The sequence below is a fragment of the Niastella caeni genome, assembly GCF_004834005.1.
Classification (GTDB): domain Bacteria; phylum Bacteroidota; class Bacteroidia; order Chitinophagales; family Chitinophagaceae; genus Niastella; species Niastella caeni.
The window spans coordinates 97,629-116,382 of the sequence record NZ_STFF01000012.1 but is presented as its reverse complement, the minus strand read 5'-3'; the positions used below and the strand labels follow the sequence as shown (position 1 = coordinate 116,382).

The 18,754-nt window shown below is 45.8% G+C and carries 10 protein-coding genes; 5 read left to right on the top strand and 5 right to left on the bottom strand.

Annotated features, from left to right (window positions below; genetic code table 11):
• The first annotated feature begins 455 nt into the window (after positions 1–455).
• Complete coding sequence (locus FAM09_RS27975; protein WP_136580472.1) at positions 456–1,535, top strand: Ldh family oxidoreductase; 1,080 nt, start codon at positions 456–458, stop codon at positions 1,533–1,535.
• Between the two features lie 218 nt (positions 1,536–1,753).
• Positions 1,754–3,079 (top strand): aspartate kinase, encoded by a 1,326-nt coding sequence (locus FAM09_RS27970; protein WP_136580471.1) that lies wholly within the window; start codon positions 1,754–1,756, stop codon positions 3,077–3,079.
• Positions 3,080–3,318: 239 nt separating this feature from the next.
• Here FAM09_RS27970 and FAM09_RS27965 read toward each other — a convergent pair whose 3' ends face one another.
• Positions 3,319–4,236, bottom strand: a complete 918-nt coding sequence (locus FAM09_RS27965; protein WP_136580470.1) for an alpha/beta hydrolase — start codon at positions 4,234–4,236, stop codon at positions 3,319–3,321.
• Between the two features lie 196 nt (positions 4,237–4,432).
• Here FAM09_RS27965 and FAM09_RS27960 point away from each other — a divergent pair, with 196 nt between their 5' ends.
• Entirely contained in the window at positions 4,433–4,858 is a 426-nt protein-coding gene (locus FAM09_RS27960) for a hypothetical protein (protein WP_136580469.1), read from the top strand.
• A 127-nt stretch (positions 4,859–4,985) separates the two neighbouring features.
• On the opposite strand, the gene queA is transcribed toward FAM09_RS27960, so the two are convergent.
• Together queA and FAM09_RS27950 are read right to left on the bottom strand one after the other, a co-directional pair.
• Positions 4,986–6,035, bottom strand: a complete 1,050-nt coding sequence (gene queA / locus FAM09_RS27955) for a tRNA preQ1(34) S-adenosylmethionine ribosyltransferase-isomerase QueA (RefSeq protein ID WP_136580468.1) — start codon at positions 6,033–6,035, stop codon at positions 4,986–4,988.
• A gap of 219 nt (positions 6,036–6,254) precedes the next feature.
• Complete coding sequence (locus FAM09_RS27950; RefSeq protein WP_166437289.1) at positions 6,255–6,437, bottom strand: hypothetical protein; 183 nt, start codon at positions 6,435–6,437, stop codon at positions 6,255–6,257.
• Between the two features lie 163 nt (positions 6,438–6,600).
• On the opposite strand from FAM09_RS27950, the gene FAM09_RS27945 reads away from it, so the two are divergent.
• On the top strand, positions 6,601–10,494 hold the full coding sequence (locus FAM09_RS27945; protein WP_136580466.1) for a TraB/GumN family protein: 3,894 nt from the start codon (positions 6,601–6,603) through the stop codon (positions 10,492–10,494).
• A 129-nt stretch (positions 10,495–10,623) separates the two neighbouring features.
• Entirely contained in the window at positions 10,624–11,166 is a 543-nt protein-coding gene (locus tag FAM09_RS27940) for a DUF1415 domain-containing protein (RefSeq protein ID WP_136580465.1), read from the top strand.
• Between the two features lie 124 nt (positions 11,167–11,290).
• Here FAM09_RS27940 and FAM09_RS27935 read toward each other — a convergent pair whose 3' ends face one another.
• Both FAM09_RS27935 and FAM09_RS27930 read right to left on the bottom strand, forming a co-directional pair.
• Positions 11,291–13,018: an ABC transporter ATP-binding protein gene (locus FAM09_RS27935; protein WP_136580464.1), complete on the bottom strand. Its 1,728-nt coding sequence runs from the start codon at positions 13,016–13,018 to the stop codon at positions 11,291–11,293.
• A gap of 186 nt (positions 13,019–13,204) precedes the next feature.
• Positions 13,205–18,622 carry an alpha-2-macroglobulin family protein gene (locus FAM09_RS27930; RefSeq protein WP_136580463.1) on the bottom strand — a complete coding sequence of 1,806 codons (5,418 nt, stop codon included), beginning with the start codon at positions 18,620–18,622 and terminating at the stop codon, positions 13,205–13,207.
• Positions 18,623–18,754: the final 132 nt, after the last annotated feature.

Below are 18,754 nucleotides of genomic sequence, written 5' to 3'. Positions count from 1 at the left end.
GACTAAAGCCGGGACAGATTATGATAATGCGCTAATTGTCAGGAATTCTGTTCCGCCAGACCCAATACAGCAATAATTATTTTCACATCATTTTTACGTAGAAATGGTATAAAAATAATTAATAACATACCGTTTTTACGTAAAAATGGTGCGCTACCAATTATTTTCAGTGTGTTTTTACGTAAAAACTATACATAAATAATTATTTCCACCCATTTTTTAATTAGAAATGGTACGCTAATAATTATTTTCCTGCTGTTTTCGTGCAAAAACGCTCTTCCTCCAATTATTTTCATATCGTTTCTAATTAGAAACGATACGCTACCAACTATTACGCACCAGTTTCAATTTTTACAGATCAATTTTAGTTAGAAATAACACTGCATCCAGGCGGAATGGACCAACGAACTAAATAACTCAGAACTAAAAACTAAGAACTTTCTTTTCTTTGCACCATGCCAGAAAAAATATACTCGTACCAACAACTATTCAATTTTACCACCCAGGTTTTCCAACACATGGGCTGCCCGGCAACCCAGGCGGAACTGGCCGCCGAAGTACTGATAAGCGCCGATCTGCGGGGTATTGACTCGCACGGCGTTGCCCGCCTCAGCGGATATGTACGCCTGTGGGAAGCCAAACGGGTGAACGCCAAACCCAATATCAGGATCATTCATGAAACACCTTCCACTGCAGTGGTTGATGGCGATAGCGGATTAGGCCTTGTAGTAGCCCCCTTTGCCATGCAGGTAGCCATCGAAAAAGCCAAAAAAGCAGGCACCGGCTGGGTAAGCGTACAAAATAGCAATCACTTCGGCATTGCCGGCTATCACGCCATGATGGCCCTGGAATACGACATGATCGGAATGGCCATGACGAATGCCAGTCCGCTCGTAGCCCCTACTTTTTCTACCGAACGATTACTCGGCACCAATCCCATTTGCGTAACCATACCGGCCGGGGAAGAACCGGCATTTGTTGCCGACCTCGCCACTACCACTGCCGCTAATGGCAAGCTGGAAATCTTGCAACGCAAGAACCTGGAAGCCCCGCAAGGTTGGATCCAGGATAAAGACGGCCACGCCTCAACCAACGCCCACGAATTAAAAACAGGCGGCGCTTTGTTGCCACTGGGGGGCGACCGCGAACACGGGAGTCACAAAGGATATGCGCTGGGTGCGGTAGTTGATATTTTTTCCGCCGTATTGAGCGGCGCGAACTATGGTCCCTGGGTACCTCCTTTTCCAGCCTATGTGCCCATGCCCACCGGCATGCCGGGCAAAGGTATCGGTCATTTCTTCGGCGCCATGCGGGTAGACGCGTTCCGCCCGGCCGATGAATTTAAACAGCACATGGACAACTGGATCCGTCGTTTCCGCAGCGCCAAAACCGTGGAAGGTGAAGAAAAAGTATTGATCCCCGGCGACCCCGAGCGTGAAATGGAAGCGATAAGAATGCAGGAAGGAATTCCCCTGCTCGATGCAGTGGTGAACGATCTTTCTACTGTGGGTGAAAAATTTGGCCTCTCGCTATAGCAACTGGTTTCAGGTTACAGGTTACAGGTTACAGGGTTACAATGTCAAGATGCCAAAATCTTTTTCGGATTCCCGTTTTCCAGGGCCTTGTACCCCGCAGCGGGGAACCTGCAACCTGTAACTGCTCGCAGACAACTACAAACTACAAACAACAAACTACAAACCATAAACTAGCTTTCCTGCCTTATCTTTGCAGCCCTTAATAAAACGCAACAGTAATGAAAATTATGAAGTTTGGCGGTACCTCGGTTGGCAAACCTGAAAGGATGCACCAGGTAGCGCAACTGATTACCAAAGACGTAAGTGAGCCTCGCATTGTAGTGTTGAGCGCACTCAGCGGTACAACCAATGCACTCGTATCCATTGGAGAAGCCATGGCAGCCGGTAACCGCGAACAGGCTAAAGAACTGATCGACAAGCTGGAAGCCCATTACCAATCATTTATAAAGGAACTGGTGAAGACCGATAAAGCCTACGCCAGGGCGAAGGGCATTGTATCTGAGCACTTCGAGTTCCTGAACATCATATTGAAGATCTCTTTCAGTGAAGCCCTGAGCAAGGATATCCTGGCACAGGGAGAATTACTCTCTACTAAATTATTCAGCGTATATCTGGAGGAAAAAGGTATCGACCACATGCTGTTGCCCGCATTGGAATTTATGACCATCGACGCACAGGATGAGCCGCAGTTGAGCACTATTAAAGTAAAACTGAGCCGCCTGCTGCAACAGTACAGCGATAAAAAATTATTTATCACCCAGGGTTATATCTGCCGCAACTCCCGTGGTGAGGTAGACAACCTGAAACGCGGTGGCAGCGACTACACCGCTTCACTGGTAGCTGCCGCAGCCAACGCTTCGGTTTGCGAGATCTGGACCGATATCGACGGCATGCACAACAACGATCCCCGTATCGTGAAAAAGACTGTGCCGGTAGAACAACTGAGCTTTGAAGAAGCTGCGGAGCTGGCTTACTTCGGCGCCAAGATCTTACACCCTACCTGTATCTGGCCTGCACAACAACAAAAAGTACCGGTGAAATTGCTGAACACCATGCAGCCCGAAGCAACCGGAACAACTATTACCCAGGAAGCAGGATCAGTTGGGGTGAAAGCCGTTGCAGCAAAAGATGGCATCATCGTTATCAATATCAAGAGCAGCCGCATGCTGTTAGCGTATGGTTTCCTGAGAAAGATATTCGAAGTGTTTGAAAAATACCGTACGTCAATCGACATGATCACTACGTCTGAAGTAGCTGTATCTGTAACTATTGATCATGGTGGTAATTTAACGTCGATCGTAAAAGAACTGGAGCCGTTCGGAACTATCAGTGTAGAAGAAAATAATACCATCATTTCAGTAGTAGGTAATGAAATTGCAAAAACCCAGGATATACTGAGCAAATTGTTTGAAGCCCTGATACCGGTACCAGTGAGTATGGTAAGTTATGGCGGAAGCAAGCACAACGTATCTATGCTCGTTCCATCTTCTTACAAAACACAAACCCTGCAATTGTTGAATAAAGGGTTGTTTGGGTTGGAGTAAGCGAGTAGTAAGTAGCTAGTGGCTAGTAGGGGTACCCTATACTACCAGCCTAATAAAAAACGGTAACATCATAACGAGGTTACCGTTTTTTTATATCAATAATTTATATTCCTGTATTCCCCACTCGCTACTTACTACTAGCCACTAACCCTTGTATTCCTTACTAGCCACTAACTACTCGCTACTAGCCCCTGTATTCCCTACTAGCTACTTACCACTAGCCACTAGCCCCCTACTAGCTACTTCAACCACCCACTCTTCCCCATCCATTCCTGCACCAGATCCATCCACTTCACGTCACTGGTAGGATTGTTCATTCCGAAACCATGGCCGCCTTTTTCGTACAAATAGAAATCAAACGGCACTTTGTTCTTCTGCAGGGCAGTAGCAAACAATAACATGTTCTGCACTTTTACCGCGCTGTCGTTCTCGGCATGTACCAGGTAGGTAGGCGGCGTTTTTTTGTTCACCTGCAACTCGTTCGAATAAGCCATTTTCTTTTCAGCCGAAGGATCTTTTCCCAATAAGTTTTCCCTCGATCCCATATGGGTTATGCTATCGGCAAAACTGATCACGGGGTAGATCAGTATCATGAAGTCGGGCCGCAGGTTTACTTTCTTACCAACATCAATATACGCATGATTGAAGTGCGTACCTGCGGTAGAAGCCAGGTGCCCGCCGGCGGAAAAGCCAATAATACCAACGCGGTTTTTATCAACACCCCATTCCCTGGCTTTTTCCCGTACCAGTTGAATGGCCCGTTGCGCATCCTGTACCGGACCGATCTCTTTATTGATCATGGTAACATCGCTGGGCAGGCGATACTTTAAAACAAAAGCAGCTACGCCCATTTCATTAAAGCGTTTTGCCACATCACTTCCCTCGTGGCTGGCAGCCAATATGCGGTAACCGCCACCCGGTATAACAATTACAGCAGCGCCGGTGGCTTTATCTGCAGGCGGCAGGTATATGGTAAGGGTTGGACGGCTGACATTGGAGATTCGTTGAATGCCGCGCTGATCGGTATCAGAATGCTCTTCATCGGGTACCTGTCTTGAGTTGGGTATTGAATCGGTGTATAACGGGAATACCGTTTGCGCGCAACTGATCAAAGCAAAGCAGGTTATGGTTACGAAAAGAGTGAGTAATTTTTTCATACACGGCTACTTATAACCAAATTTACTTGTTTGTGCCAAGAATTACAGGCATTCCTTGGAGTAATTATGGCCTTGTTTCGCCGGAGCCTTGGCGAAGGCGGGCAGATTTAGCTGAATATTAAGTTAAATGCCCTGCCCGCCTGTTTATTATCCCCGGCAATACGACCAACTTTGTTGTAACGCCAAAAACCATTATATGAAAAAAATTTACCTGGCTTTTATCCCCATCACACTGTTACTCATTACAGCCTGCAGCAAAGACTTTTTAAAATCGTACGACAAACGCATCACGGGCGGCACCTGGGAGTTATACGATGTAAATACTTTTGGCATCGGCAGCCGGTATGACCCGGTATTCAACAGTGGCCGTTTCACGTTTGAATCGAACGGCCAGGTGACCTACACTACTAACCTGGGCGAAGTGTATGAAGGCACCTGGGACATCCGGTACTCCTGGCAAGATGACGACAAGGTTCAAACCCTGTACATAAGCGTGCTGAATTTTCAAACCCGGGAAATGTTGTCGGAGTATTTTGATGATATCCAGTTTACCGGCACCGATCGGTTCAAAGCGTTTATTTACAATGGCAGCAGAACGTATACGGTTAAGTTTAAGCGATGAAAGCTTATAAGTTCATTAGTTCGTAAGTTATTCAGTGACCAGGAACTTAAGAACTAACGAACTCAATAACTAAAAAAAGCTTCCCGTTCCCAGGAAGCTTTCAATTTATTTATATCGAAACTTAGAACTATATAACTAACATCGCATCTCCATAGCTGAAGAAACGGTATTTATCCTTGATGGCTTTTTTATAGGCCTCCATTGCCAGGTCGTAACCGGCAAACGCGCAAACCATGATCAGCAGACTGGTTTTAGGCAGGTGCAGGTTGGTAACCAGTGAATCGGCAATATTGAACTGGTAGGGCGGATGGATAAAAATGTTTGTCCAGCCTTCAGAAGGCTTCAACAACTTTTCTGCCGTGTACGAACTTTCAATCGCTCTCATGGTAGTAGTACCAATAGAACAAATGCGGTGCTTGCCCTCGATGGCTTTGTTCACGATCTTGCAACTCAGGTCATCGATCTTATAGTACTCTGCATCCATCTTGTGTTTGCTGAGGTCTTCCACTTCAATAGGGCGGAATGTACCCAGGCCTGTGTGCAGGGTTACTTCGGCAAAACGAACGCCTTTAATTTCCAAACGTTTAATAAGCTCTATGCTGAAGTGTAAACCGGCGGTAGGCGCTGCCACAGCACCTTCGTGCTTGGCATATACCGTTTGGTAACGCTCTTTATCTTCTGCTTCAGGCTTGCGTTTGATATACTTGGGCAGCGGAGTTTCGCCCAAAAATTCCAACATATTGCGGAACTCGTCATCGGTGCCATCCCACAAAAAGCGAATGGTCCTTCCGCGCGAGGTTGTATTATCAATTACTTCAGCGATCAGCTCATCGTTCTCGCCAAAATATAATTTATTGCCAACACGAATTTTACGGGCCGGATCCACAATTACATCCCACAACCGGTTGGGTTTATTTAATTCACGCAACAGGAATACCTCAATTTTTGCCCCTGTTTTTTCTTTTCTTCCATACATACGGGCCGGAAACACCTTGGTATTATTGACTACGAACACATCCTTATCATCAAAATAATCCATGATGTCGCGGAAATGCTTGTTCTCAATTTGGCCGGTGCTGCGATGCACGACCATTAAACGTGCATCTTCACGTCTTTTTGTAGGGTGTTGGGCAATAAGGTTAAGTGGTAAGTCGAACCGGAACTGTGAAAGTTTCATGTGTATTTTTAACTGTTTTAAAAAGCCACATGATACGAACGAGGGGGAGTAAGATCAGGGTACATCGGGGTCGATTCCGATACAAACGAGGTCTTACGGCACCAGGTTTGATATCATGTAAGCTAAAATTCGAGCGGGCAAAGGTAACTAAAAAAAATCCCGAACCCAAATTTAAAAAACAATAATATGAAAGAATTGTCCACAGCTACAGAAAACTCCCTATTGGGTGCCCGGTTGCCAGTTACCGGTTTCCGGGAACGGCAAAGCCGAAGACAGAAGGTCGGAAGGCCCAAGGCCCTGGAACCTGTATTCCCCGGCAACTGGCAACCGGTAACCGGCAACTGTTAACCGGTTACCGGCAACCGTTCCATCATTTTTTATGGTTTTCTTCCTTTTTAACATCTCCATTATGTACTCTCTCTGCTAACAATTGGCATATTATTACGAAATTTAGAGTAGGGAAAAGTGCACTTACAGATAAGTCTTCATTCTATTCACTTTTACATTAGCCAGGTCCCGATAGCTATCGGGATTAATAGTCACCGGTCATTAATTATTGAACTGTATGAGAAAATGTATCTCCTTGTTGCCTGTCCTGCTCCTAGCGATCGTTATGCCAGCAATGGCACAACTGCCCGTTCATAAACCCAAAGCAGCGCCTCAGCATTCCGCCCCGGCTTTACCCAAGCCGGCCTCCAAAAAATACCCCAGCCTGTTGTGGGAGATCAGCGGCAATGGCCTCAAAAAACCATCCTACCTCTTCGGTACCATGCACGTGAGCGATAAGCTGGCCTTTCACCTGGGCGATTCTTTTTATACCGCCATCAAAAGCGCCGACGTAGTGGCTTTGGAAACCAACCCCGAAAGCTGGCAGGATGATTACAGTCAATCGGTTTTCTTCAGAGGTCGCCGCAGCGGTAATAATTTATTGAACATGTATTCCAACCGGTGGGAATGGCCTTCTGACCATATGCGCATCACCTCTTTTGCTATAGACCGTTACGAAGAAGCCATAAAAGCAGCGCTGGCGGTGGAACCCTCTATGATCAATGGCATGTTGTACCGCACCTATGGCCGGCAGTCGGAAGATTTTGAAGAAGATACGTTCCTCGACATGTACATTTTTCAAACCGGTAAAAAACTGGGCAAGCGGGTAAGCGGGGTAGAAAACTTTCAGGAAAGCGAAAAACTGGTAATGGAAGCCTACAAAGCCATGCTGCGCGATCAGAACAAAAAGCGAAGAAGCTACGATTACGAAGGTATGATGACCAATCCTAAAAAAGTGGAAGACGCCTACCGCAAAGGCGACCTGGACTTACTGGACTCACTGGAAAGCCTAACTGTTTTCTCCGATGCCTTCCAGGAAAAGTTCCTGTACAAACGCAATGAAATACAAGCCAACAATATCGATTCTATTATAAAAAAAATGTCACTGTTCGTAGGCGTAGGTGCCGCCCATTTACCCGGCAAACGCGGCGTTATTGAACTATTGCGACAAAAAGGCTATACCATGCGCCCCGTGCGTATGGACGACCGCAACAGTCATCAAAAAGAAACCGTTGACAAGATCCGCATCAACAACCCTTTCACTACCCAAACCTGCGATGATGGCTTTTACAACGTTTCTATCCCGGGGAAGAAATTCTACCGCTTTACCGACTGGAACGGCATGGACGTAGTGCAATATGCCGATATGGTGAATGGCGCTTATTATATGGTTACCCGTATAAAAACAAACAGCCTTTCGTGGGGACATACCGATGACCAGGTGTTTAAAAAGATCGACAGCCTTTTGTACGAAAACATTCCGGGCAAGATCCTGAAGAAAACCACCATAACGAAAAACGGCTATAAGGGATTAGACATTGTTAACCGCACCCGCCGTGGTGATTACCAACACTACCAGGTATTTGTTACGCCCTTTGAGATTGTGCTGTTTAAAATGAGCGGTAATGGCGAATACATAAACAACGGGAACGAAGCGCAGGAATTCTTTGGGTCTATCCGCCTGAAAGAATATGACAACGCAGGCTGGCAAACCTGGCAACCAGCCACCGGTGGCTTCAGCGTACAATTGCCTCACCCTCCTTCGCTGCTAAAAGACAATGGCTTTGGCACCGACAGGCTGGAATATGCCGCCCGCGACGAATCAGCAGGCAACAGCTATCTCATCATGAAAGCCAACCTGCACAATTACTCCTTTATTGAAGAAGATAGTTTTGAACTGAACCTGATGGATGAAAGCTATGGCTATTCTGATTTCATTGACAAACAACTCAGCCGCCGGTTTATAACCCTCAATGGCTATCCCGGCCTGGAAAGCAAATACAAACACAAAGATGGCAGTTTCAGCAGTGTAAAATATGTAATTCAGGGACCCATTTATTATGCCGTTATTGCCAATTACAAGAACGACAATCCCAATGCACAGCGTTTTCTGCAATCTTTTTCTATTGCGCCTTTTATTTATCCTGCTGCCAAAGAACGCACTGATACCACCATGAGCATCTCCGTTATTTCACCGGTGTATGCAGCCACCGACAAAAAGAATGAATCGGGCGGTATGGAAGAATGGCTACGACTATCAACAGGGATGGCCGATGATGAATCTGATGATTATGGCTTCAATTCATTTAGCACCCGGCTGATAGGCAATGATACCATCGGGGAAAAAATACTGGTAATGCATTTCAAAGTACCGCAATACAGCTATAAGAGCGACAGCACAGCGCTATGGAAGAATGCATCGGTAAATGCCTGGTTTGCCGACAGCACGTTCATCATAAAACAAAACAAGGAATACACGCAGCCTAATGGCATGCGTTGCCGCGATATACAGTTAACAGATACCAACAGCAGCCGGCTGATAATAGCCAAACTGTTTTACAACAACGGGCATTTTTTCAGCATTTCAACCCTCACCGATACGCTTAGTAAACAAAGCCCTTTATTGACCAGCTTCTTCAATACGTTTAAACCGGTAGATACGCTCAAAGGCGAATCGCTGTTCGCGAGAAAAACAGCCCGGTTCATGAAAGACCTGTTCAGCAAGGATTCCATGGTAGTTAAAAAAGCGCGCAAATCGTTATACCAGATAGGATTTGATTCATTGGATGTACCGCTGCTCAAAACAGCTATTGACTCGCTCCATTGGAATATGAAAGACTACCTGGCCCTGAAGAAATACTTTATTGAGAACCTGGGCCGGCTCAGGGATTCAACCATTGCCCCCTACCTGCAAAAATTGTATTGGAAAGTGAAAGATACCGCCGACTGGCAGTCGGCCATATTAAATGCCTTGCTGGCCCAGCGCACCAAAGCTGCGTTCCTGGCATTTAAAGACCTGGTACTACAGGAACCGCCGATCATGGATGAAGACGTCTCCTATAACCGGGGATTCAGATTACCATCGGTTTATGTTGATTATGCCAGCGCAAATAAAACAATTAAAAAGAATTCTTACTATGGCCGCTGGTCGCCGCTATTCGATACCTTGTCGCTTACAAAAGTTATTTTCCCTGACATTCTGCAACTGATGAATATCGATGATTACCGCAACGATGTGATGAATTTGCTGGTAACCATGGTAGACAGCGGTTATCTGAAAGCGGAAGATTATGAAACCAGTTTTCCAAAGATCTATCTCGAAGCCAAACAACTCCTGAAAAAACAACTGGCCAAAGAGAACAAGGCTAAAATGGAAAGAGCAGTGCGCACCGATGCCCCGGTTGTTTCCATATATCCCGTCTATGACGAGGATGAAGACCAGGTATCTGATGCCGGTAACACCGATTTGGACCGGTATGCCATCCTGCTGCTGCCTTTCTATACCAAAAACCCCGGCGTACAAACCTTTTTTGAGCAGTTACAAAAAACCCAGGACCGGCGTTTGCTCTATAATACATTTATTCTTTTGTTGCGGAACAATTATAAAGTACCCGATTCTTTATTCACCAAATACGCGCAGTTGGATGAATACCGCAGTGAAATGTATATAGACCTTGACGACATAAAAAAGACAGACAAATTCCCGAAACAATACAAAACCCAACTGGATATTTCGAGAAGCCTGATCATAAAGTCGCTTAACAATTACGATAAAATAGACACGTTGATATACCTCGACAAACTACCGGTTACCTACGACCAAAAGAAAGGGTATGTATACTTCTTTAAATACAAACGTATGCGCGACGACATCGTTTGGCAAGTGGCTTCATCAGGCATGCAACCCGAAAAACTGGATGTGATAGATGTGAAGAATGACGACTTTACTTCTGTGCAGGAAGACCGCAAACTGGAATCAGACAAACCGGTAAAAGCGCAGTTGCAGAAGATGCTGAAGGAAATGTTGTATGCCCGGCGCAGCAGCGCTTCGGTATTTTATGATGCCCGTTCGTTCAGTTTGTACCGGAATTATTTATCGGAAATGGTGAAGAGTCAGCGGTATAGAGATTGATGGTTTGATGGTTGAATTGTTGGATGGCTATGACGCCTAAAATTTGAACACGCTGACAATTATTCAGCAATCAACCACCTCAACAATCAAGTAATCGAACAATCAGGCAATCTGAACTATCTTTACCACATGGTAGATGAGCAAACGGTAATTACCCAAACAAAAAAATGGATAAAAGATGTCGTAATAGGTCTAAATTTCTGTCCGTTCGCCAACCGGGAGTTTAAGAATGATACCATTCATTACCAGGTGGAGCATACTACCAGGCGAACAGATGCCAGGGAAGCATTATTAAAAGAATGCAAACGGTTAGACAAGGATAAAACCATTGCCACTACCCTGCTCATTTTCCCCAATGCATTCCAGGAATTCGACAGCTATCTGCAATTGGTTTCGTTTGCCGAAAAATTGTTGCAGCAAAAAGGCTATGAAGGCATTTACCAGTTGGCCACTTTTCATCCCTTATACCAATTTGAGAACAGCACGCCTGACGATCCGGCCAATTACACCAACCGGTCCATTTACCCGATGCTGCATTTGTTACGTGAAGATCAGATTCGCAAGGCCATTCAATATTATGGCAATGCCGAAGAAATTCCCGAACGCAATATTCAATTTGCCCGGGAAAAAGGAGAAGTATATATGAAGATGCTAAGGGATAGTTGTTTGTGACCAGTTTATGGTTTATTGTTTATAGTTTATGGTTGAGCTCAAAAATTTCAAGGCGGACAAAATAATCGGCGGTCTCGAATAAAGAAACAATAAACAATAAACTAAAAACGATAAACATCATTCATTAAATACGAATGCCACGGGGTATTGACGATATCAGTTGTTTCGTATATTCTTTCTGCGGATGAAAATACACCTGTTCCGCCTCCCCTATCTCCTCAATCTTTCCTTTGTTCATCACCATAATGCGGTCACTGATATAGCGAACTACTGATAAGTCGTGCGAGATAAAGACGATGGTAAAACCCATTTCCGCTTTCAGGTCGTTCAACAGGTTTAACACCTGCGCCTGTACACTAACATCCAATGCCGAAACCGATTCATCACAAACAATGAACGATGGATTCAATGCCAGCGCCCGCGCAATAACGATCCGCTGCCGCTGACCACCCGAGAACTCATGCGGGTACCGGTGAAAATGCTCGGCCTTCAAATTTACTTTTTCCAGCAGCTCAATTACCTTGTCTTTCCGTTGCATGCTGCCGCTAATGATGTTATGTACTTTCAATGGTTCGGCAATGGCTGAGCCAATCGTCAAGCGTGGATTAAGCGAAGAATAAGGATCCTGGAAAATGATCTGGATATCCTTACGCATTTGCGTCATGGTCTTTGCATCAACCGACGACAGGTCGGTGCCATCATAATATACCGAACCGGAAGTAGGTTGAATCAATCCGAGCAAGGTTCTGCCCAGGGTGGTTTTACCGCAGCCCGATTCGCCTACCAGCCCGAGCGTTTCACCTTTATAGATCTCAAACCGGATATTATCAACTGCTTTTATGTACTCTAATGGCTTACCCAATAAACTCGTCTTTGACGGGAACCACACATTCAATCGTGATACCTGGATAAAAGGGCGCTTCGCAGCAGCTTCTGTTTCTTTTACAACAGCCGGTTGTACAATGGGCTGCGTATAACTACCCGGATCAAACGAGCGGTTATGCTCCAGAAAATCGCTTACAATGGGCAGGCGTTCGCCTTTGGGATGCAATACCGGCCGGCAGGCCAGCAAGCCTTTTGTATAAGGATGTTGCGGGTTGCTGAAAATGTCAGCTACGTTGCCCGATTCTACAATTTCACCACGGTACATAACAACAGCACGATCAGCCACCTCTGCCACTACGCCCAAATCGTGCGTAATAAAGATGACGCCCATCTGCTGCGTTTGCTGCAACTCTTTTATCAACTGCAGAATGGTCTTTTGCACCGTAACATCAAGCGCAGTTGTAGGTTCATCACAGATCAGCAAAGCAGGCTCGCAGCTCATGGCCATGGCGATCATGACACGTTGTTTTTGTCCGCCACTTAATTGATGCGGGTAACGGCGAAACAACTGCTCGGGGTTGGGCAGCCTCACCTGCCTGAACAGATCGATCGTTTTTTGTTTGGCTTCTCTTCCGGAGATCTTCAAATGCAGCCGCAATGCTTCCTGCACCTGGTGCCCGCAGGTAAATACAGGATTCAGGGAGGTCATGGGTTCCTGGAAGATCATCGCGATTTGATTACCGCGAATTGAACGCATTTGCTCCGGCGTTTGCTTCAATAAGTTCAAAGATTCGGCTCCATTGGCAGAGAACAATATTTCCCCATTCGTATACCGGGCCGGCGGCCTGGGCAATAATTGTAAGATAGATAATGAGGTGACTGATTTGCCAGAACCCGATTCACCCACAATAGCTACGATCTCCCCACGATTCACGGTGAGCGAAATATTGTTCACCGCTGTTGTAGTTCCTATCTCCGTAACAAAGTCTACCTGCAGGTTATTAATTTCAAGTAAAGGCGCTGGCATTTTTGTGGTATGGGTGTAAACAAATATCGGTAAATATGCCAATTTCTGATTTTGAGATTTAGGGATTTTGTGATTGTAAATCACAAAATCCCTAAATCCCGCAATCTCTAAATTTCTCCGACTTCTGAACTCCGACTTCCGACTCTTCCAATTCCTACTCGCTACTAGCCACTTACTACTAGCCTCTTATTTCTTACTCACCCTGATCACGCCCGCACCATTGTAAGAATGGTATTCGCCATTATACATCGCTTCGGCGCTTACCGGCCCCATGCGATAATTACCAGGCGACACAGCGCGCACCGCATAGTAATATACCTGTTTGCCGTTTCTCAGATCATCAAACAAATTAATACGATCATCACGCACATCCAATGCCGTAGGCGTTGTGGCATCTTTGATCCAATCCATACCCGGTATTTCTTTGGTACGTGGGTTCTCAATTTCAAACCCGGCCGGTAAGATATCAGTGATCACCACGTTATCTATATAACCGCTATAGTTTTTCTCGAGTGTTATCTGAACAACCACCAGGTCGTTCTGATTAAACGAATTACCATCTACAACCCGGCCATAGCGATCAAAGAAGCGCCGACGCACTTTAATAAAGTTATCTTCTTCTTTATAAGCACCGCTCACGCTGATGCCTTCGCTTTGCCAGTAGTAGTATAAACGGCCTTCGCCCTTCGAGGCAATATCAATGCTTGTTCCGCCCAATTGTTTAGCCGTTAGCTTCAGCGGACTGCCTTCTACACTGCCCACTGTTTTGCCATTTACTTTCACATCGGCTGAAACAGTAGCCTTGTTGGCAGCACGCGCCATTTTACCCAGTGCCAGGAAGCTGAACGAACACTCCTGCGTAGTGTAATAGTAACGTTGCTTTAATTTATCGGCCACATGTTTTGCCATTACAGGTATCTGCGCGTTAGATGGGTCCGCATCCAACAACGCATTCAACGCAATGGATTCATCACGAATATCAGAGTAGAAGCTGCCACCGGTTTGTGCAACCGATACTTCACCGCTAAAGGATGAAGGCAACAACTCGCGGAACTTCGCTTTATCGCCTGCTACCGCATACGCTACACTCAGGAGGTATTTACAATCCAGACTTAACAACATAGCGTTTGACTTGTAATAGTTCATTCCACTTACATTGGGCTTGCCTGCCAATGCCAGTACGTATAAACTGTACGCCACTTCTTTAGGCGCTATTTTCTTTGTTAAGCTTTGATTGTAGTAATACAATACTGTTTCTTTATTCTTCAACCGGTTGTTCAGGTAATTGAGAATGCCATTCAGCACATTCTTATCAACTTCAAACCCAGCCTTCTGTGCTTCCAGTAAAAAGTGCCCTGCATATACAGTCGCCCACCAGTTCTCAGTACCTTCTCCATCCCACAAGGTAACGGCGCCGTTATACAACTGCCGCAGTTTGATCTTGCGAATGGCTTCCGATACATTCCAGTTAGCGCTTGCCTTACCAGCTTTATTACTTTGCAACTGATCGGCAAGGTCGCCAAAATACAATTGCGGGAAGGCGGTGGAGATGGTTTGTTCTGTACAGCCATATGGATATTCAACAAGATAGCGCATCTGCTTGCCCAATTCCAACGCCGGACTGCGGCTTACTACCAATTTGTAATCGGTACTGTTGGGCATAAAATCATTCAACGGAATATTGATGCGTTGTACATTTCCACCTGTTAAAGAACCACTGCCTGTAAGCACCTGCAAAGGCGCTGCAGGCCGCACACTGATCTCGGTTTCATCAGTGAACTTTTCACCCAGGCCCTGCACTTCCACTTTCACTTTACCTGCACTTACAGCAGGAGCAGCAACCACCTGGAAGATGGCCTGGCCTTCACTGTTGCTGTTGAGTGAAAGAGATTGTTGTTTATCGCCCAGCACATTCAACGGACCGCTCACATTTAAGGTAGCGGTGGCAGATGCAGTGTTTTTAGTGGTGTTGGTAATAGTAACCGGTACGTTCACGGTATCGCCCGGACTTAAGAATCGTGGTAATGCAGTACTTAGTACAAGCGGATCGGCTACCGTGATGGCGCTTTCGCCGCTACCAAAACTTTCATCTTTAAATGCTACGGCCATCAGGCGCACTTCTCCACTGAACTGCGGAATATCAAATTCAAACTCCGCTTCACCACTGCCGCTTGTTTTGGTAGTACCGCTCCAGTAAGAAACGATCTTGAACCGTTTGGCCGGCATGGGGTTGGTACGCTTGTTCATTTCCAGGTCACCGTCACCACCCGTGCTGCTCAACGTAGCTTTTAATTCAGGGAACAACAGCGGGTACAGATCATAACCATTTACCTCTAATGCTTTGGGAGCATAGAAATGATTATATGGATCGGGCGTTTTAAAATCTGTAATCTGCAGCACTCCATTATCAACCGCCGCAAGGGTTACAAAACTATTCGGCGCCGCTTTCACCGTTACCTTCTGGTGCGTACGTGAACGCACCGATTTTTGCGCCACAATTTCCACGGCAATCTTGCGACCCTTCTCTTCTACTTTCAGGCTTCGATACCCATGCGCCACCGTTAACGGAATTTCACTCACTTCATGCGGCTTAATGAGCGTGGCCGTAACGAATACATTCGGCAGGTGATCTGAAGAAACCTTCAGATCAACCGAAGCAGTACGGTTTTCCACGTTTACATATTGGTACGAAACCACTTTATCGGTTTCCATGGTTATAAGCATGCGACCGCTGAATGGTGTTTTGAATAACAGTTTGGCATTGTCACCGGCTTCGTACGAAGTTTTATCGGTTTCAATATCGATATTCCCTTCGGTATTTACTTCAAACGAAGAATTTTCGCCACCCCAGAACCCATAACTATAAAAACTTTTGCTCACATAACTGGTTGAACCGGGAATGGCCACCCGCAGTTCATACTCACCGGGTGAACGCGGAACAAACGCAAAGGAAGCGGTTTCGCCACTGACAGAGATAGTTTGATCAGCCACTACCTTATCATCCTTTTGCGATTCATAGCGGAAATACTCACCACTCTTGGTAAGCACCGTACGATATTCATGTTTGATCACTTTTACTTCGGCGCGGGCCCCATTCAGTACATGTTCTTCTTTATCCAGTGCAATGATCGGGAACTTCACCTGCTGGTTCAGCGGGTAGTACCAGTAGCCATCGCTGCCAACACCAAAGAACATTTTCTGTGTATAGATATTGGCCGTAGCGCTGCGGCTTACCGGCCTGCCGGTTTCATCAAACACGGTAGCATAGAAAGTTGCCCGCAGCAAACCTTTGTTCGCATACAACGCAGGCACTTCGAACGATTGCTTTGCATTTCCATTTTCATCGGTACTGCCTTCATTTACTTTTTTATCGAAAGACATTCCCTGGTTTTCGATACTAAAATCGAACTTGTTGTATTTTTTGGGGCTGAAGTAAGCCGCGCTTGTCTGGATCTCGGTTTCATAATTCCTGTTAGCAGCCGGGGGGCCAAAAAAGTTTACCGCATTAACCGTGAAACTGGCGGTTTGTCCTGGTTCTAATGAAGTTTTATCCAACTTTGCAGTCACCTTTATACGATCGGGCACAAACTCTTCAATGCTGAAATTCTTGCTTGCCAGCAATACGTCGTTCGATGTATACACTTCCAGCGTATAACTACCGGTAATAGCCGCTTCTGAAATATCCACATCGCCATCGGTGCCGCCTTGTGTATTCAAGGTTTTGCGGAAATTCTTCAACTCCTTACCGTTGGGCAGCAGGAACTTCATTTTTACCGGCAGTTCACCCGGCGACTTCCACATACGATCGCGCAGGATAACGGCAAAGTTTACTTTCTCGCCCGGCCGGTAAATATCCCGTTCTGCATAAATAAACGCATCCAGTCCGGTGCTGTTGCTGCGCTTGCCGCCTACATCAAACCGCGACGTATTTACTTTGGTACTACTGAACGGCAGGTAATTAAAATCGGTGGCTGTTTTTGCAATGATCATCGCCGGTTTAAACCCGGCAAAATCTTTACGCGAAAACACCACTTCTGCCACGCCATCTGCATTGGTAGCGCCGGTACCCAACACCTGGTTGTTATTACCATACACCACCACATTCATACCATTTACCGGCTGCGCCGTTTTAATGGAGTTGGCAAACACAAACAGTTTATCTTTTCCTTCGCGGGCAATTAACCCGATATCTGATTTGGAAATAAAGCGGCTGTCACTGATCCAGTAATCCGTAGCCGATCGTATTTTAATATGGTAGATCCCTTTAAAGTCTGGCAGGCGATCTTCTACATTAAATGAAAACAGTCGGCTGTTACCGTATTTGGGTAACGAGCGCGAATCAATTTCCTGTTCATAGATCACATCACCGAAAGAAACATCGTTGCCGCCGCTATAGTAATCGCCTTCATAATAGTCATCATCTCCGCTTCCTTGCCTGCTATCATTCGGACTATACCCATACCGCTGTGCTGCCAGCAGGTTGCTTTCGTAGATCTTTGAAATGATCACTTTCACTTTGGGAATATTGGTGATGCGCACTTCAATATTCTGATTGCCCAGGGCGCTCAGGTATACCGCTTTGCTATTACCAAAACTCAGGGAAGGTTCCAGCTCGCCAAACGCGATGTTATTATCGTATTGTTCGCGCAGAACGCCGCCGATACGGCCGCGTAATCCTTTGGCAATGGTGAACACATAACTTTTATCTGCATCAAAATTTTCACTGGTCACCGAAAAGCCGTCATCGGTTTGTTCAACCGAGAACTTCACCGCCGGGTTAAACCGGATCAGTGATGAAATATTCTCCGTAACCACCTGTTGACTGGTACGCACAAATACGGTCCCGGTTAACCCATCATGCTCGGCATGCACATCATTAATGGTGAGATTATAAGGAGAAGGAATGAATACTTTATTTTCGATCGCTTCCTTGGTGCCGTTCACACCGCCATCGGGCACCAGCCCTTTATCGAAGCTCACTTTAGCTTCCAGGTCTTTATCTTCCAGCTTCAAACCCGTTACGCGCAGCGAAATTCTGCTATCATTTCCTTCCGTAATAATATTGTATTTAAGCGGTTTGCCACCGAGCTGCAGTTGCATCTTGTCTTTTATCACCGCCGGGCTGATGGCATAATTAAAATACAGATCAACCTGCGGATAAGCGGTAGTTGAATGTTGATCGGGCAACATCCAGGTTACATTGGTATTATCCAAAGCCAGGTACGGCGTAAAAAAATTGATCTCATCGTCTTTATCGAGCTTGCCATATTTACTATGGTCAAGCAGGTCGCCCCGCAAGGTTGCCTGATAAGAAGTAGCGGGCGATAAAGGTTGAGCCGGCGAGAACACCAGTTCATCGGGATGCTCCCAACGAAAACGGCCCTGAATTTTTGGTTCGAAAGAAATATACTCAGTAGAATCCCATTGGTTCAACAGCGAATCAGGCACCAGGGATTTGTCAAAACGAAATACCAGGTTACCGAGGGATTGCACTTCACCTTTGGCATTGGTATAACTAAGAGAAACAGCGCTTCGATTACAGGCGGCTATAACAGTCAAAGCAAGCACGCCTATTGTAACCAGGGCGATCAGTGGCTTACGCATATAGGGTTAAAGTTATTAGCGAAGTTATGCCCACCCGTACCGAAGGGAACAATTCGGGCAAGGTTGGGGGCGTTAAAATACAAAAAGGAATTAAATATTATAGTGTTCCTTTTATGGATAGAAAGAAAACCG

Coding starts and splice junctions, on each gene's coding strand:
- FAM09_RS27950 (WP_166437289.1), bottom strand. CDS start 6,437: ATGTTAAAAAGGAAGAAAACCATAAAAAATGATGGAACGGTTGCCGGT.
- FAM09_RS27930 (WP_136580463.1), bottom strand. CDS start 18,622: ATGCGTAAGCCACTGATCGCCCTGGTTACAATAGGCGTGCTTGCTTTG.
- FAM09_RS27940 (WP_136580465.1), top strand. CDS start 10,624: ATGGTAGATGAGCAAACGGTAATTACCCAAACAAAAAAATGGATAAAA.
- FAM09_RS27945 (WP_136580466.1), top strand. CDS start 6,601: ATGAGAAAATGTATCTCCTTGTTGCCTGTCCTGCTCCTAGCGATCGTT.
- FAM09_RS27935 (WP_136580464.1), bottom strand. CDS start 13,018: ATGCCAGCGCCTTTACTTGAAATTAATAACCTGCAGGTAGACTTTGTT.
- FAM09_RS27975 (WP_136580472.1), top strand. CDS start 456: ATGCCAGAAAAAATATACTCGTACCAACAACTATTCAATTTTACCACC.
- FAM09_RS27960 (WP_136580469.1), top strand. CDS start 4,433: ATGAAAAAAATTTACCTGGCTTTTATCCCCATCACACTGTTACTCATT.
- queA (WP_136580468.1), bottom strand. CDS start 6,035: ATGAAACTTTCACAGTTCCGGTTCGACTTACCACTTAACCTTATTGCC.
- FAM09_RS27965 (WP_136580470.1), bottom strand. CDS start 4,236: ATGAAAAAATTACTCACTCTTTTCGTAACCATAACCTGCTTTGCTTTG.
- FAM09_RS27970 (WP_136580471.1), top strand. CDS start 1,754: ATGAAAATTATGAAGTTTGGCGGTACCTCGGTTGGCAAACCTGAAAGG.